The following is a 16,821-nucleotide window of genomic DNA, read 5'->3' on the forward strand; positions in this document are numbered from 1 at the left end:
GCTTAAGCTGTCCCTGCGGTCAGCCCTGTCCCAGGACCGTGAGGAAGATCAGGACGCAGTTCAGGCCGACGATCAGGGTGGCGCTGGTCCATCCGGCAATCCGCAGCGGCTTCGAGTCGACGTGGATGCCCATCACCTTGCGGCTGCCGGTGAGCCGGATCAAGGGAATCAGCGCGAAGGGAATGCCGAAGCTCAGGAGGACCTGGCTGAGGACCAAAGCCAGCGTGGGTTCGATGCCGGCGCCCAGGACGGCAAGCGCGGGAATCAGGGTGACGGTCCGGCGGACCAGCAGTGGAATCCGTACCTTCAGCAGGCCGCCCATGATGGTCGCCCCCGCGTAGCAGCCCACGGACGTGGACGCCAGGCCGGAGGCCAGGAGGCCCACAGCGAAGACGACGCCGATTACCGGCCCGAGTGCGGACGTCACGGCAGCATGGGCACCGGCGATAGTGTCGGTTCCTTCCACGCCGCGCAGGCTGGAGGCAGCCAGCAGCAGCATGGCGATATTGACGACGCCGGCAAGCAGCAAAGCTCCGGCAACATCCACGCGCGTGGTCCGGATCAGCCGCGTCCTGACCACCGGATCTTCCGAGAATCCATGGCGGTCGCGGGCTAGGGCGGAATGCAGGTAGATGGCGTGCGGCATGACGGTCGCTCCGAGCATGCTCGCTGCGAGCAGCACTGTGTCGGTTCCCTCGAACCGGGGCACCAGCCCGGCCAGGGCCCCACCGGCGTCCGGCGGTGCGACGAACAGGCCGGATACGAAACCGACAGCGATCACGCCCAGCAGGGTGAGGATCGCAATCTCAAAGGATTTTTGGCTGCGGTGCGACTGCAGTGTCAGCAGCAGCATGGAGGCCAGGCCGATAATGACGCCGCCCGTCAACAGGGGCAGACCGAACAGCAGGTTAAGTGCCACTGCCCCGCCGATGACCTCAGCCATGTCGGTGGCGCCGGCGACAATCTCGGCCTGGACCCAGTAGGCCCGGCGGCGCCGCGTTCCCAGGCGTTGGGCGAGTATTTCCGGCAGGCTCATGCCGGTGGCGAGGCCCAGCTTGGCTGACTGGTACTGAATCAGCACGGCCATCCCGTTGGCGGCAACGAGGACCCATACCAGGAGGTACCCGAAGCTGGCACCGGCGGTCAGGTTCGCGGCGACATTTCCGGGGTCGACGTACGCAATGGCCGCCACGAACGCCGGCCCCAGCAGCAGCAGGCGGGACCAGAACCTGGTGCCGGCGGATTCTGCCGCCATTGTTGAAACAGCCATTACGTGTCCTCGTCGTTGCGGGCGTCAATGCGGGTGTTAATACGACGAGGATACCGCGAGTTTAGGTATACCGAAAAGTAGTAGTAAGGGATGCCGGCAAATCACTGCGCGGCCGCCCCTGCTACTGGTTCTTGTTTGCCCGGTTGATCCGCTTGGCGCGGTCAATCTCGCGCCGGAAATACTTCCTGGTCCAGAACACGCCGGCTACAACAGCAACCGCGATGATCAGGAAAATAAGCCATCCCATGATGACCTCCTTTCAATGGTTGCAACAGTATCAGTGGCCTGTTAACGAAAAAGGACAGCCCCGCTGCTATGCAGCGGGGCTGTCCTTCAGTTCAGCAAGTATTACTTGATGATCTTGGTGACACGTCCCGAACCAACGGTACGGCCGCCTTCGCGGATTGCGAAGCCGAGGCCCTCTTCCATGGCGATGGGCTGGATGAGCGCAACGGTCATCTCAGTGTTGTCGCCAGGCATAACCATTTCCGTGCCCTCGGGCAGGGTGATAACGCCGGTTACGTCCGTGGTACGGAAGTAGAACTGCGGGCGGTAGTTGGAGTAGAACGGGTTGTGACGTCCGCCTTCGTCCTTGGAGAGGATGTAGACGTTGGCCTCGAAGTCGGTGTGCGGGGTGATGGAACCCGGCTTGACGACAACCTGGCCACGCTCGACATCGTCGCGCTTCAGACCGCGGAGCAGGAGGCCACAGTTCTCGCCGGCCCATGCTTCGTCGAGCTGCTTGTGGAACATCTCGATACCGGTAACCGTGGTCTTCTGGACCGGGCGGATGCCGACGATCTCGACCTCGGAGTTGATGGCGAGGGTTCCACGCTCGGCGCGGCCCGTAACAACGGTGCCACGGCCGGTGATGGTGAAGACGTCTTCGATCGGCATCAGGAACGGCTTGTCACGGTCACGTACGGGGTCCGGAACGGACTCGTCGACCGCAGCCATCAGGTCCTCAACGGACTTGACCCACTCGGGGTCGCCTTCCAGGGCCTTGAGGCCGGAAACGCGGACCACGGGAGCTTCGTCACCATCGAAGCCCTGCGAGCTCAGGAGCTCACGAACTTCCATTTCAACGAGGTCCAGCAGTTCCTCATCGTCAACCATGTCGGCCTTGTTCAGGGCGACCAGCAGGTAGGGAACACCAACCTGGCGGGCCAGCAGAACGTGCTCGCGGGTCTGAGCCATCGGGCCGTCGGTAGCGGCAACCACGAGGATAGCGCCGTCCATCTGGGCAGCACCGGTGATCATGTTCTTGATGTAGTCAGCGTGACCCGGGGCGTCTACGTGTGCGTAGTGGCGCTTTTCGGTCTGGTACTCCACGTGGGAGATGTTGATGGTAATGCCACGCTGACGCTCTTCGGGAGCAGAGTCGATCGACGCGAAGTCGCGCTTCTCGTTGAGATCCGGGTACTTGTCGTACAGCACCTTGGAAATGGCGGCCGTCAGCGTCGTCTTACCGTGGTCAACGTGACCAATGGTGCCGATGTTGACGTGCGGCTTAGTCCGCTCGAACTTTGCCTTTGCCACAGGTTCCTCCTAGAACGTTTTCAAATGACATACCCTTCTGCCGCTCTTGTCGCGGCAGAAACTCAGGTAAGTCTACTTGGGGGGCTTTGGATTGGTGAAATTGCAGATTCAGGAACTAATACTAGTCCCAGGATCCTGTTCGTGCAGATGGCCGAGTCCGGCGTCAACCGCGCCCGGCCACCTGCACAGGCTGTGCTCTCCGTTACCGGCAAGCGCACCCGAGTTTGTTGCTTTGAGAAGTCAGAGACTATTCGCCGCGGGACTTCTGGATGATCTCGTCGGCAACAGCCTTCGGGACCTCGGCGTAGCTGTTGAACGTCATGGAGTACACAGCACGGCCCTGGGTCTTGGAGCGCAGGTCACCGATGTAGCCGAACATGCCGGACAGCGGAACGTGCGCACGGATGACCTTGACGCCCTGTGCATCTTCCATGGACTGCATCTGGCCACGGCGGGAGTTGAGGTCACCGATAACTTCACCCATGTATTCCTCAGGGGTGCGGACCTCGACATCCATCAGCGGTTCGAGCAGAACCGGGTTCGCCTTGCGTGCAGCTTCCTTGAAAGCCATACGGCCGGCGATCTTGAAGGCCATTTCCGAGGAGTCAACATCGTGGTACGCGCCGTCGATCAGCGTGGCCTTGATGCCGACAACCGGGTAGCCAGCCAGGACGCCGTCGTTCAGCGCGTCCTGGATGCCCGCGTCAACAGACGGGATGTACTCGCGGGGAACGCGGCCACCGGTGACCTTGTTCTCGAACTCGTACAGCTCGCCCTCGGCGGTGTCCAGCGGCTCGATGGCAATCTGGATCTTTGCGAACTGGCCCGAACCACCGGTCTGCTTCTTGTGCGTGTAGTCGTGGCGTTCGACCGCGCGCTTGATGGTTTCGCGGTAGGCAACCTGGGGCTTGCCCACGTTTGCCTCGACCTTGAATTCGCGGCGCATGCGGTCCACCAGGATGTCCAGGTGGAGCTCGCCCATGCCGGCGATGATGGTCTGGCCGGTGTCTTCGTTGAGGGACACCTGGAAGGTGGGGTCCTCAGCGGAGAGCTTCTGGATGGCCGTGGAGAGCTTCTCCTGGTCACCCTTGGTGTTCGGCTCGATGGCAACCGAGATCACGGGCTCCGGGAAGCTCATGGACTCGAGGACGATCTGGTTGGCGGAGTCGCACAGGGTGTCACCCGTGGTGGTGTCCTTCAGACCGATGGCTGCGTAGATGTGGCCGGCGGTAGCGCCCTCGACGGGCATTTCCTTGTTGGCGTGCATCTGGAACAGCTTGCCGATGCGCTCCTTCTTGCCCTTGGTGGAGTTGACCACCTGGGCGCCTGCTTCCACGTGACCGGAGTACACGCGGATGAAGGTGAGCTGGCCGAAGAACGGGTGCGCAGCAATCTTGAAGGCCAGTGCGGAGAACGGCTCTTCGGAAGAAGGCTTGCGGGTCAGTTCCTTCTCTTCGTCGCGGGGATCGTGGCCGACCATCGGGGGGACGTCGAGCGGGTTCGGCAGGTAGTCGACAACTGCGTCGAGCATGGGCTGCACGCCGCGGTTCTTGAATGCGGAACCGCAGAAGATCGGGTACAGCTCGGAGTTGATCGTCATCTTGCGGATGCCGGCCTTGAGCTCGTCGATCGAGATTTCTTCACCCTCGAGGTACTTCTCCATGAGTTCCTCGGAGGACTCAGCGACGGTCTCAACGAGGTTCGCGCGGTACTCTTCGGCCTTTTCCTGGAGGTCAGCCGGGATCTCGCGGATCTCGTACTTGGCCCCCATGGTCACGTCGCCCTTGGCATCGCCGGGCCACACCAGAGCGCGCATGTAGAGCAGATCCACGACGCCGATGAAGTCGTTCTCGGCGCCGATCGGCAGCTGCATTACCAGCGGCTTGGCACCGAGGCGGCTGATGATGGTGTCTACGGTGAAGTAGAAGTCGGCACCGAGCTTGTCCATCTTGTTGACGAAGCAGATGCGCGGAACGTTGTACTTGTCAGCCTGGCGCCAAACGGTCTCAGACTGGGGCTCAACACCTTCCTTGCCGTCGAACACGGCGACAGCACCATCGAGGACGCGCAGGGAGCGCTCAACCTCAACAGTGAAGTCCACGTGGCCGGGGGTGTCGATGATGTTGATCTGGTTGTTTTCCCAGAAGCAGGTCACGGCGGCAGACGTGATGGTGATGCCGCGTTCCTTTTCCTGTTCCATCCAGTCGGTGGTCGAAGCGCCGTCGTGCGTTTCGCCGATCTTGTGGTTCACACCCGTGTAGAACAGGATGCGCTCGGTGGTGGTGGTCTTGCCGGCATCAATGTGGGCCATGATGCCGATGTTGCGGACCTTACTAAGGTCGGTAAGCACGTCCTGTGCCACGGGGTCTCCTTTTGGGATGGACTACACGTTCGCCGCCGGCTCGGTTGAGCCGGCGGCGCCCGGGGAGTATTACCAGCGGTAGTGTGCGAAGGCCTTGTTGGACTCGGCCATCTTGTGGGTGTCTTCGCGGCGCTTCACAGCGGCACCGAGACCGTTGGAGGCATCCAGGATTTCGTTCTGGAGGCGCTCGGTCATCGTCTTCTCGCGGCGGGCCTTGGAGTAGCCAACCAGCCAGCGCAGGGCGAGTGCGGTGGAGCGGCCCGGCTTGACCTCAACCGGAACCTGGTAGGTGGCGCCACCGACACGGCGGGAGCGAACCTCAAGCGAAGGCTTGACGTTGTCCATGGCCTTCTTCAGGGCTGCAACGGGGTCGCCGCCGGACTTGGCGCGTGCGCCTTCGAGTGCACCGTAGACAATGCGCTCTGCCGTGGACTTCTTACCGTCAACGAGCACCTTGTTGATGAGCTGGGTTACCAGCGGGGAACCGTATACCGGATCCGAAACGAGCGGCCGCTTGGGGGCCGGACCCTTGCGAGGCATATTACTTCTTCTCCATCTTTGCGCCGTAGCGGCTGCGGGCCTGCTTACGGTTCTTCACACCCTGGGTATCGAGGGCGCCACGGACGATCTTGTAGCGGACACCCGGGAGGTCCTTCACGCGACCACCGCGAACGAGCACAATGGAGTGCTCCTGCAGGTTGTGGCCAACACCGGGGATGTAGGCGGTAACTTCCACGCCGCCATTGAGGCGCACACGTGCCACCTTACGCAGAGCCGAGTTCGGCTTCTTCGGGGTGGTGGTGTAGACGCGGGTGCAGACACCGCGGCGCATGGGGCTGCCCTTAAGCGCGGGAGCCTTGGTCTTTGAGACCTTAGGCGTGCGGCCCTTGCGGACCAGCTGGTTAATCGTAGGCACTCTCGTGTTCTCCGTTTTATCCGGAGTGGCTGTTTCCGGCCACTCTCCTGTTGCGTTGCCCCGCCGCCCGGGCCTTGAAGAAGATCTCCAGGGCGGCGAAGGCGAAGCCTTAATAGTCGGATCGCATTCCCGGGCAGCGACTCGCGTCGGACAAGTCCCTAGGCATGCAAAAATGTGGCATACGTTGCACAAGAACCCTGCAAACCGGAAACGTCGCTCTGATCCAGCTTTTCAGCCAAACCGGCGCTCTCATCCACTGCCACAATAACAATTGGTAACAAGTCTAGCATGGACAGTCTCCATGCCTTAATCGAGGGGTTAAAGAGGGATGGTCCCCCACCTTTCGGTACGGGACCATCCCTTGCAAGGCTCTACCGGGACTTGTTACCGGAAGTCGTTGCCCAGGTCGTAGTCATCCAGCGGGATGGCGTGGAACTCAGGAGCTCCGTCGCCGCCCAGGGTGTCGTACGAGAAGTCACTGAATGCGCTCGGGCCGGTGAACAGGTTGGCCTTTGCTTCCTCAGTGGGCTCCACGGTGACCTCGGTGTAGCGCGGGAGGCCCGTGCCGGCCGGGATCAGCTTACCGATGATGACGTTCTCCTTGAGGCCGAGCAGCGGATCGCTCTTGCCTTCCATGGCCGCCTGCGTCAGGACGCGGGTGGTCTCCTGGAAGGAAGCTGCGGACAGCCAGGACTCGGTGGCCAGGGACGCCTTGGTGATACCCATGAGCTCAGGACGTCCGGAAGCCGGAGTCTTGCCTTCGGACACAACGCGGCGGTTGGCTTCCTCGAAGCGGCTGCGCTCGGCGAGCTCGCCGGGCAGCAGATCCGATTCCCCGGACTCGATGACCGTGACGCGGCGCAGCATCTGGCGGACGATAACCTCGACGTGCTTGTCGTGGATACCGATGCCCTGGCTGCGGTACACGCCCTGGACTTCGTCCACCAGGAACTTCTGAGCCGCACGCGGACCCATGATGCGCAGGACCTGCTTGGGGTCCACCGGGCCGTTGATCAGCTTCTGGCCGACGGCGACGTGGTCGCCGTCTTCGATCAGCAGGCGTGAACGGCGCAGGACCGGGTAAGCGATCTCTTCCGTTCCGTCATCCGGAGTGATGACCAGGCGCATCTGGCGCTCGGACTCTTCGATGGTGATACGGCCGGCTGCTTCAGCAATCGGCGCGACACCCTTCGGAGTACGGGCTTCGAAGAGCTCCTGGATACGGGGCAGACCCTGGGTGATGTCGTCGCCGCCGCCGGCGGAGACAGCACCACCGGTGTGGAACGTACGCATGGTCAGCTGGGTACCGGGCTCACCGATGGACTGTGCGGCGATGATGCCGACGGCCTCGCCGATGTCCACGGTCTTGCCGGTGGCCAGCGAACGGCCGTAGCACAGGGCGCAGGTGCCAACGCTGGACTCACAGGTGAGTACGGAGCGGACCTTGACCTCGGTGATGCCTGCCTTGAAGAGCTCGTCGATAACGACGTCGCCGCAGTCGGTGCCGGCGGCTGCGAGGACGTTGCCCTCGGAGTCCACGACGTCGACGGCCAGCGTACGTGCGTACGCGCTGTTCTCGACATTCTCATCCAGGACGAGCTCACCGTTGGAGTCAGCCACGGCAATCGGCGTGACCAGGCCACGCTCGGTGCCGCAGTCCTCTTCACGGACGATAACGTCCTGCGAGACGTCCACCAGACGACGGGTCAGGTAACCCGAGTTGGCGGTACGCAGAGCGGTATCGGCCAGGCCCTTACGGGCACCGTGCGTGGCGATGAAGTATTCCAGCACCGACAGGCCCTCACGGTAAGAGGACTTGATGGGGCGCGGGATGATCTCACCCTTCGGGTTGGCCACCAGGCCGCGGATACCCGCGATCTGGCGGACCTGCATCCAGTTACCACGTGCACCGGAGGACACCATGCGGTTGATGGTGTTCATCGGGGACAGGCTTTCGCGCATCACCGAGGCGATGTCGTTGGTGGCCTTGTTCCAGATCTCGATCAGTTCCTGGCGGCGCTCGTCGTCGTCGATCAGGCCCTTGTCGTACTGGCCCTGGATCTTGGCGGCCCGCTCCTCGTACCCGGCAAGGATTTCCGGCTTGGCGGCCGGGACCTCGATGTCGGAGATGGCGACGGTGACGCCTGAACGGGTGGCCCAGTAGAAACCGGCATCCTTCAGGTTGTCCAGCGTTGCGGCGGTGACAACCTTCGGGTAGCGCTCGGCGAGGTCGTTGACGATGCGGGACAGTTCGCCCTTGTCGGCAACAGCCTCAACCCAGGGGTAGTCCTCAGGCAGGGTCTCGTTGAAGAGGACCTGGCCCAGGGAGGTCTGGACGAGCGCGGGCTGACCCGGCTCCCAGCCTTCCGGAGCTTCCCAGCCGGCGTAGGGCACGAAGCCTTCGAGCCGGATCTTGACCTGCGAGTTCAGGTGCAGCTCGCGGGCGTCGAACGCCATGATGGCCTCTGAAACAGAACCGAAGATCCGGCCTTCGCCGGCTGATCCCTTGCGCTTGGTGGTCAGGTGGTAGAGGCCGATGATCATATCCTGCGAAGGCAGGGTGACCGGGCGTCCGTCGGAGGGCTTCAGGATGTTGTTCGAGGACAGCATCAGGATGCGGGCCTCAGCCTGCGCCTCGGGGCTCAGCGGCAGGTGGACTGCCATCTGGTCGCCGTCGAAGTCGGCGTTGAAGGCGCCACAAACCAGCGGGTGCAGCTGGATTGCCTTGCCTTCAACAAGCTGCGGCTCGAACGCCTGGATGCCCAGGCGGTGCAGGGTAGGTGCACGGTTGAGCAGCACCGGGTGTTCGGTGATGATCTCTTCCAGGACGTCCCAGACCTGCGGGCGGTAGCGCTCCACCATCCGCTTGGCCGACTTGATGTTCTGGGCGTGGTTGAGGTCAACCAGGCGCTTCATCACGAACGGCTTGAAGAGCTCCAGGGCCATCTGCTTGGGCAGGCCGCACTGGTGCAGCTTCAGCTGCGGGCCGACGACGATGACCGAACGGCCGGAGTAGTCGACGCGCTTGCCGAGGAGGTTCTGGCGGAAACGGCCCTGCTTGCCCTTGAGCATGTCGCTCAGGGACTTCAGCGGACGGTTGCCCGGTCCGGTTACCGGACGGCCGCGGCGGCCGTTGTCGAAGAGGCTGTCAACAGCTTCCTGAAGCATGCGCTTCTCGTTGTTGACGATGATCTCCGGAGCACCCAGGTCAAGCAGGCGCTTGAGGCGGTTGTTGCGGTTGATCACGCGGCGGTACAGGTCGTTGAGGTCGGAGGTCGCGAAGCGGCCACCGTCCAGCTGGACCATGGGGCGCAGTTCCGGCGGGATCACCGGGACGGCGTCGAGGACCATGCCAAGCGGGCTGTTGTTGGTGGTCAGGAACGCGTTGACCACCTTCAGGCGCTTGAGGGCGCGGGTCTTGCGCTGGCCCTTGCCGTTGGCGATGACGTCGCGCAGCAGGTCGGACTCGGCCTGCATGTCGAAGTTCTCAAGGCGCTTCTTGATGGCTTCGGCACCCATGGAGCCTTCGAAGTACATGCCGTAGCGGTCGCGCAGTTCGCGGTACAGGCCTTCGTCACCTTCGAGGTCGGCGACCTTGAGGTTCTTGAAGCGGTCCCAGACCTGCTCGAGGCGCTCGATGTCGGCATCTGCGCGCTTGCGGACGTTGGCCATCTGGCGGTCGGCGGAGTCGCGGGCCTTCTTCTTGTCGGCAGCCTTGGCGCCTTCGCCCTCGAGGCGTGCGATTTCGCCTTCGAGGTCGCGGGCGATCGCGGCGATGTCGGCGTCGCGGTTGTCGATCAGCTGCTTCTTCTCGATGTCGTGCTCAACCTGCAGGTTGGGCAGTTCCTCGTGGCGGGCAGCCTCGTCGACGCTGGTGATCATGTAGGCAGCGAAGTAGATGACCTTTTCGAGGTCCTTCGGGGCCAGGTCAAGGAGGTAGCCCAGGCGGGAGGGAACACCCTTGAAGTACCAGATGTGCGTGACTGGGGCGGCCAGTTCGATGTGGCCCATGCGCTCACGGCGGACCTTGGCGCGGGTGACTTCAACGCCACAGCGCTCACAGATGATGCCCTTGAAGCGCACGCGCTTGTACTTGCCGCAGTAGCATTCCCAGTCCCGGGACGGGCCGAAGATCTTCTCGCAGAAGAGGCCGTCCTTCTCGGGCTTGAGCGTGCGGTAGTTGATGGTTTCCGGCTTCTTAACCTCGCCGTACGACCAGCCGCGGATGTCTTCCGCGGTGGCGAGGCCGATCTGCATGAGGCCGAAGGAGGATTCGCTGGACATATGGTCCCTGTTCTCTCTTGTTCTCTAAATTCTGAAGTCTTGGTGCGGGATGAGGGAGGGGGCATACGACGGCGGGTGGTCACCCGCCGTCGTAAACCGCCTGCTAGACCTCTTCTACGGAACTGGGCTCTGCACGAGACAGATCGATGCCCAGTTCCTCCGCAGCCGTGAAGACTGCGTCATCAGAGTCACGCATTTCAATTGTGGTTCCGTCCGTGGAAAGAACTTCCACGTTCAGGCACAGCGACTGCATTTCCTTGATCAAGACCTTGAAGGATTCGGGAACGCCCGGCTCGGGGATGTTCTCGCCCTTGACGATCGCTTCGTAGACCTTCACACGACCGTGGATGTCGTCCGACTTGATCGTGAGGAGTTCCTGGAGCGTGTAGGCGGCGCCGTAAGCTTCGAGCGCCCACACTTCCATTTCACCGAAGCGCTGGCCACCGAACTGTGCCTTACCACCCAGCGGCTGCTGCGTGATCATGGAGTACGGGCCGGTGGAGCGTGCGTGGATCTTGTCGTCCACCAGGTGGTGGAGCTTCAGGATGTACATGTAGCCGACCGAGATCGGATCCGGGAACGGCTCGCCGGAGCGGCCGTCAAACAGGCGGGTCTTGCCGGAGGAGTTGATCAGGCGCTCACCGTCGCGGGTGACGTTGGTGGAATCCAGCAGGCCCGTGATTTCCTCTTCGCGGGCACCGTCGAACACCGGCGTTGCAACAGTGGTGGGACCACTCTCGCGCGGCAGGTTCGGCAGCTGCTTGACCCACTCGGGCTCGCCTTCGATCTTCCAACCGGTCTTGGCGACCCAGCCAAGGTGGGTTTCGAGCACCTGGCCCACGTTCATACGGCCCGGAACACCCAGCGGGTTCAGGACGATGTCAACGGGCGTACCGTCGGCAAGGAAGGGCATGTCCTCAACGGGGAGGATCTTGGAGATAACACCCTTGTTGCCGTGGCGGCCGGCGAGCTTGTCGCCGTCGGTGATCTTGCGCTTGGCAGCCACGTAGACGCGGACCAGCTGGTTCACGCCCGGGGGCAGTTCGTCGTCGTTGTCGCGGTCGAAGACGCGCACGCCGATGACGGTGCCGGACTCGCCGTGGGGCACCTTCAGGGAGGTGTCGCGGACTTCGCGGGACTTCTCGCCGAAGATGGCGCGCAGCAGGCGCTCTTCCGGGGTCAGCTCGGTTTCACCCTTCGGGGTGACCTTTCCAACCAGGATGTCCCCTGCTTCAACCTCGGCACCGATGTGGATGATGCCGCGCTCGTCCAGGCCTGCGAGGACTTCCTCGGACACGTTGGGGATGTCACGGGTGATTTCCTCGGCACCAAGCTTGGTGTCGCGGGCGTCGATCTCGTGCTCCTCGATGTGGATGGAGGAAAGGACGTCCTCGGCAACGATGCGCTGCGAGAGGATGATGGCGTCCTCGAAGTTGTGGCCTTCCCAGGACATGAATGCCACGAGCAGGTTCTTGCCCAGTGCGAGTTCACCCTGGTCGGTTGCCGGGCCGTCAGCGATGATGCCGCCAACTTCCAGGCGCTGGCCTTCGTTGACCAGGACACGGTGGTTGTAGCAGTTGCCCTGGTTGGAGCGGGCGAACTTGTTGATGCGGTAGTTGGTCTCGGTGCCGTCGTCGTTGAGCATGATGACGAGCTCGGCGGAAACCTCGGTGACCACACCGGCCTTCTTGGCGATGACAACGTCACCGGCGTCGACGGCGGCAGCGCGCTCCATGCCGGTGCCCACGAACGGAGCCTCGGAACGGACCAGCGGCACAGCCTGGCGCTGCATGTTAGCACCCATAAGTGCGCGGTTGGCGTCGTCGTGCTCGAGGAACGGGATCAGCGCGGTAGCCACGGACACCATCTGGCGCGGGGAGACGTCCATGAACTCGACGTCGTCGGCCGGAACGAGGACGGGCTCGCCCCCACCACCGCGGGCACGGACCAGCACGGTGTCTTCAGCGAACTTGTTGTTCTCGTCCAGCGGCGCGTTGGCCTGGGCGATCAGGACCTCGGCCTCGTCGTCGGCCGTCAGGTACTGGACGTCGTCGGACACGACGCCGTTCTTGACCAGGCGGTACGGGGTCTCGATGAAGCCGAACGGGTTGATGCGTCCGTAGGATGCCAGCGAACCGATCAGGCCGATGTTCGGGCCTTCAGGAGTTTCGATGGGGCACATGCGTCCGTAGTGGGACGGGTGCACGTCACGGACTTCCATGCCGGCGCGGTCACGGGACAGACCACCGGGGCCAAGCGCGGACAGGCGGCGCTTGTGGGTCAGGCCCGAGAGCGGGTTGTTCTGGTCCATGAACTGCGACAGCTGGGAGGTTCCGAAGAACTCCTTGATGGCAGCAACCACGGGGCGGATGTTGATCAGGGTCTGCGGCGTGATGGCCTCGACGTCCTGGGTGGTCATACGCTCGCGGACAACGCGCTCCATGCGGGACAGGCCGGTGCGGACCTGGTTCTCGATGAGCTCGCCGACGGCGCGGATGCGGCGGTTGCCGAAGTGGTCGATGTCGTCGATTTCGACGCGCAGGTCCACTTCCTGGCCATCGCGGGTGCCCTTGATGGTCTTCTCGCCGGCGTGCAGCGCGACGAGGAACTTGATCATGGCGACGATGTCTTCAACGTGCAGGACAGAGGCTTCCTTGTCGCCAAGGGAGCGGTCGATACCCAGCTTGCGGTTGATCTTGTAGCGGCCAACCTTGGCCAGATCGTAGCGCTTGGAGTTGAAGTACAGGTTGTCCAGCAGGGACTGGGCAGCCTCGACGGTGGGCGGCTCGCCCGGACGCAGCTTGCGGTAGATGTCCAGCAGGGCGTCTTCGCGGGTCTCGGTGGCGTCCTTCTCCAGGGTTGCCCGCATGGAGTCGTACTGGCCGAACTCTTCGAGGATCTGGCCTTCGGTCCAGCCAAGGGCCTTCAGCAGGACGGTGACGGACTGCTTGCGCTTGCGGTCGAGGCGGACACCGACCTGGTCGCGCTTGTCGATCTCGAGCTCGAACCAGGCACCGCGGGACGGGATGATCTTGGCGGTGAAGATGTCCTTGTCGCTGGTCTTGTCGGCGGCGCGCTCGAAGTAGGCGCCCGGCGAACGGACCAGCTGGGAGACGACGACACGCTCGGTGCCGTTTACGACGAAGGTGCCCTTCTCGGTCATCAGCGGGAAGTCACCCATGAACACGGTCTGCTGCTTGATTTCGCCCGTGTTGTTGTTCATGAACTCGGCCTTGACGTACAGCGGAGCCGAGTACGTTGCGTCCCGGTCCTTGCACTCGGCCATGGTGTACTTGGGGTCAGCGAACTCCGGATCGGAGAAGCTCAGGGACATGGTGCCCTGGAAATCCTCGATCGGGGAGATTTCTTCGAAGATGTCCGACAGGCCGGACGTGGTGGCGACGCTGAGATCGTTTTCTTCGACAGCCTTTGCCACGCGTGCCTGCCAGCGCTCATTGCCGACCAGCCAGTCAAAGCTGTCCGTCTGCAGGGCAAGCAGATTCGGAACGTCAAGAGGTTCGTGAATCTTTGCGAATGAGAGCCGGCGAGTGGCACCATCAGTGCTGTCGGCAGTGTTAGCGGTTTCGTTATTAGAGGTGCTCGAGGCGACCAAGAGGGATCCTTCCACAGACCTTCAGGCGTTTTCAGATCTCCCCCGCTGTGCACCCTGCGGAGTGACTCCGCAGCGCTACCATCCGGTTCCGCTATATGACCCGGGACCTGGACTGACTATGCTGTGACCGTTGTTACGGCACGTTGATTGCCAGCTGCCAGGCAAAGCCCACCGCTATATGAAGGCTGAAGGTAAACAGGGAAGACGCAAATATCTACGATACGGCAAAACAACCTACATGTCTACCCCACATCCGGCCGGATTGCAAGCACCTGATTTCATGGGCTCTAGCAGCCGCCTCCGGCTGCTAGAGCCGGAGCGTTACGCCTTCCGCCGTGCAGGCTGCGGAGTTTGCGAAGACGGCGTCCCGGACAGCGTCCTGGGACTCCTGCCCCGGCTTGCCGCCGGACTCCGCCGCGGATGAGTGGTCGATGGCGAGCAGGCTAAGGGAGGCAAACAGCCCCTGCAGGTCACCGGTGACAGTATCCTTGGCATCCTGGGCGTTCAGGTACACGTCCTCATAGCCCTTGGAGTCAGTGGCTGAAACAGCGGCATAGTCCGCCACCAGCTTGTTGAACAGTTCGCAGGCTTCCCTGGTGCTGCTTGCCTTGGCGCCCTGTCTGGCCGAGGGGCTGCTGCCGGCCGCATCCCGGGTCTGCTGCGTTGATGCGGTTGGCTGAACCGGTTCTGCCGGGGCCGGGGTGGACACCGAACAGCCGGCCAGGCATCCACCCGTCAATACCGCCACCACAGCGATGGCTGCCGCGGTAGATGTTTTCTTCACGATCCCGCTCCGTCCGTCCCGGCTCCGGACCTTACGTCCCCCTGCAAAGCGTCTCCCCCTGCAAAGCCTCGCCGTCCACCCTACGCAAGCGGCCGCCGTCGTGCACAACGCTCCCGATGGGGACCACTCCCCTCCCATCCAGGAATGCACTGGCCCCAGGGCATGCACTGGCCCCAGGAATGCACATAGGGTGTTCCAGCGTTTGAATAGATGGGTGACAAGGCTCACGATAGCCTTGGTGGCTTACACCGGAACCGGATTGAAAGTGATAACCATGGGCAATTCTCCTGACAGCAATGACGTTGTCATCCTTGGGGCAGCGCGGACCCCGCAGGGCCGGATCAACGGCCAACTGTCCAGTCTCACAGCAGTGGACCTTGGCGCCCACGCCATCAAGGCCGCCTTGGAGTCAAGCGGTGTGGACGCCGGCGACGTGGAGGCCGTGATCATGGGCCAGGTGCTGCAGGCAGGCGCCGGGCAGAATCCAGCGCGGCAGAGTGCCATCGGCGCCGGCATCGGATGGAACGTTCCCTCTGTGACCGTCAACAAGGTGTGCCTTTCCGGCCTGACCGCGGTGATTGACGCCGCACGGATGATCCGCGCCGGCGAGGCCGCCGTGGTGGTGGCAGGCGGCCAGGAATCGATGAGCCGGGCGCCGCACCTGCTCCCCGGTTCCCGCCAGGGATGGACGTACGGCTCCATCCAGGCGCTGGACGCGGCCGCGCATGACGGACTGACCGATGCCTTTGACGGGCAGTCCATGGGCCTTTCCACCGAGACCCGGAACCTCACGCTGGGCATCGACCGCACCTCGCAGGACAACGTTGCCGCCCAGTCCCACCAGCGTGCGGCGCTGGCGGCGAAGAACGGAACGTTCGACGGCGAGATCGCACCGATCAGCGTCAAGCAGCGTAAAGGTGAGCCCCTGGTGGTGGACACCGACGAAGGCGTGCGCCCCAACACTTCCGTGGAATCACTGGCGGGCCTGCGCGCAGCGTTCGTGACCGACGGCACCATCACCGCCGGCAACTCCTCTCCCCTGTCCGACGGCGCCGCAGCCCTGGTGCTCACATCCCGCGGTTATGCGGAGGAACACGGGCTGGAGTACCTGGCGGTTGTGGGAAAGCCAGGACAAGTGGCCGGTCCGGACAACTCCCTGCATTCCCAGCCTTCAAACGCGATCATGAACGCCCTGGGCAAGGCCGGGTGGGGCACCGCGGACCTTGACTTCATCGAGATTAACGAGGCCTTCGGCTCCGTGGCCGTCCAGTCCCTCAAGGACCTGGACTACCCCCTGGAGAAGTGCAACATCCACGGCGGTGCCATCGCGCTGGGGCACCCGATCGGGGCGTCGGGAGCACGGCTGGCGGCCCATGCCGCGCATGAGCTGAAACGGCGCGGAACGGGCAAGGCCGCCGTATCCCTCTGCGGCGGGGGCGGGCAGGGCGAAGCTTTGCTGCTGTACCGCGACTGATGGCGGGCGGGTCCGGAAACGGAACGGACGGCGTCGGACGGGAACGCTTCCTGGCCGACGCCGCGGCCCGGGGCCTGCAGGTGGACGTGGTGGAGCGCCCCGCAGCGAAAAGCCTCGAAGAGGCCGCGGGCATCCTGGGCATCAGCCCGGCCGACATCGTCAAGTCCCTGGTGGTCAAGCACAAGGACGGCACCTTCCTGTTTGCCCTGATCCCGGGAGACCGGCAGATTTCCTGGCCGAAGCTCCGCTCCCTGGTCGGCGTCAACAAGCTGTCCCTCCCACCCGCAGCCACCGCACTGGAGGCGACCGGCTACGAACGGGGCACCATCACGCCGTTGGGGAGCACCACCGCCTGGCCGGTCTATGCCGACGCCACCATCACCGGACGCCGGATCTCCATGGGTGCCGGCGCCCACGGGTACAGTGCGTTCGTGGACGCCGACGCGCTGACCGCGGCCCTGGGCGCCGTCGTAGCTGACATCAGCGACCCCGCCTAAGGCAGAAGCGGGGCGTAACGCAGGAGCGTGCTTAAAGCAGGAAACCCCGCCCACCGGAGTGGACGGGGTTTCCGAAGGAAAA

General features: G+C 63.3%; 11 protein-coding genes. 2 read left to right on the forward strand and 9 right to left on the reverse strand.

What is annotated here, in order from left to right; translation table 11 throughout:
• Positions 1-19: 19 nt before the first annotated feature.
• The 9 genes from Q9R31_RS02460 to Q9R31_RS02500 all read right to left on the reverse strand — a co-directional run bounded on the left by Q9R31_RS02460 (position 20) and on the right by Q9R31_RS02500 (position 14,768).
• Positions 20-1,270, reverse strand: a complete 1,251-nt coding sequence (locus Q9R31_RS02460) for an Nramp family divalent metal transporter (protein ID WP_311261151.1) — start codon at positions 1,268-1,270, stop codon at positions 20-22.
• A 121-nt stretch (positions 1,271-1,391) separates the two neighbouring features.
• Complete coding sequence (locus Q9R31_RS02465; protein WP_018769130.1) at positions 1,392-1,517, reverse strand: hypothetical protein; 126 nt, start codon at positions 1,515-1,517, stop codon at positions 1,392-1,394.
• Positions 1,518-1,618: 101 nt separating this feature from the next.
• Positions 1,619-2,809: an elongation factor Tu gene (gene tuf / locus Q9R31_RS02470; protein WP_056334246.1), complete on the reverse strand. Its 1,191-nt coding sequence runs from the start codon at positions 2,807-2,809 to the stop codon at positions 1,619-1,621.
• Between the two features lie 247 nt (positions 2,810-3,056).
• Positions 3,057-5,171 carry an elongation factor G gene (gene fusA, locus Q9R31_RS02475; protein ID WP_142117238.1) on the reverse strand — a complete coding sequence of 705 codons (2,115 nt, stop codon included), beginning with the start codon at positions 5,169-5,171 and terminating at the stop codon, positions 3,057-3,059.
• 69 nt (positions 5,172-5,240) lie between these two features.
• On the reverse strand, positions 5,241-5,711 hold the full coding sequence (rpsG, locus tag Q9R31_RS02480) for a 30S ribosomal protein S7 (RefSeq protein WP_003803829.1): 471 nt from the start codon (positions 5,709-5,711) through the stop codon (positions 5,241-5,243).
• 1 nt (position 5,712) lies between these two features.
• The gene (gene rpsL / locus Q9R31_RS02485; RefSeq protein WP_009358312.1) at positions 5,713-6,087 is read right to left on the reverse strand and encodes a 30S ribosomal protein S12; all 375 of its coding nucleotides are present in this window, start codon (positions 6,085-6,087) and stop codon (positions 5,713-5,715) included.
• Between the two features lie 384 nt (positions 6,088-6,471).
• Complete coding sequence (locus Q9R31_RS02490; RefSeq protein ID WP_311261152.1) at positions 6,472-10,371, reverse strand: DNA-directed RNA polymerase subunit beta'; 3,900 nt, start codon at positions 10,369-10,371, stop codon at positions 6,472-6,474.
• A gap of 103 nt (positions 10,372-10,474) precedes the next feature.
• Entirely contained in the window at positions 10,475-13,984 is a 3,510-nt protein-coding gene (gene rpoB, locus Q9R31_RS02495; protein WP_311261153.1) for a DNA-directed RNA polymerase subunit beta, read from the reverse strand.
• 307 nt (positions 13,985-14,291) lie between these two features.
• Entirely contained in the window at positions 14,292-14,768 is a 477-nt protein-coding gene (locus Q9R31_RS02500) for a hypothetical protein (protein ID WP_311261154.1), read from the reverse strand.
• Positions 14,769-15,042: 274 nt separating this feature from the next.
• Between Q9R31_RS02500 and Q9R31_RS02505 the strand changes: the two genes are divergently transcribed.
• The gene (locus Q9R31_RS02505) at positions 15,043-16,242 is read left to right on the forward strand and encodes an acetyl-CoA C-acetyltransferase (protein ID WP_311261155.1); all 1,200 of its coding nucleotides are present in this window, start codon (positions 15,043-15,045) and stop codon (positions 16,240-16,242) included.
• A complete protein-coding gene (locus tag Q9R31_RS02510; protein ID WP_311261156.1) occupies positions 16,242-16,739 on the forward strand; it encodes a YbaK/EbsC family protein in 498 nt (165 codons plus the stop codon). Before Q9R31_RS02505 ends, Q9R31_RS02510 begins: the two co-directional genes overlap by 1 nt.
• Positions 16,740-16,821: the final 82 nt, after the last annotated feature.

This window comes from Pseudarthrobacter sp. BRE9 (genome assembly GCF_031844305.1).
Classification (GTDB): domain Bacteria; phylum Actinomycetota; class Actinomycetes; order Actinomycetales; family Micrococcaceae; genus Arthrobacter.

Bases quoted from the DNA above. Each gene is read 5' to 3' on its own strand.
- Q9R31_RS02460 (WP_311261151.1), bottom strand. From the start codon at position 1,270: ATGGCTGTTTCAACAATGGCGGCAGAATCCGCCGGCACCAGGTTCTGG.
- Q9R31_RS02465 (WP_018769130.1), bottom strand. From the start codon at position 1,517: ATGGGATGGCTTATTTTCCTGATCATCGCGGTTGCTGTTGTAGCCGGC.
- rpsG (WP_003803829.1), bottom strand. From the start codon at position 5,711: ATGCCTCGCAAGGGTCCGGCCCCCAAGCGGCCGCTCGTTTCGGATCCG.
- Q9R31_RS02490 (WP_311261152.1), bottom strand. From the start codon at position 10,371: ATGTCCAGCGAATCCTCCTTCGGCCTCATGCAGATCGGCCTCGCCACC.
- Q9R31_RS02505 (WP_311261155.1), top strand. From the start codon at position 15,043: ATGGGCAATTCTCCTGACAGCAATGACGTTGTCATCCTTGGGGCAGCG.
- Q9R31_RS02510 (WP_311261156.1), top strand. From the start codon at position 16,242: ATGGCGGGCGGGTCCGGAAACGGAACGGACGGCGTCGGACGGGAACGC.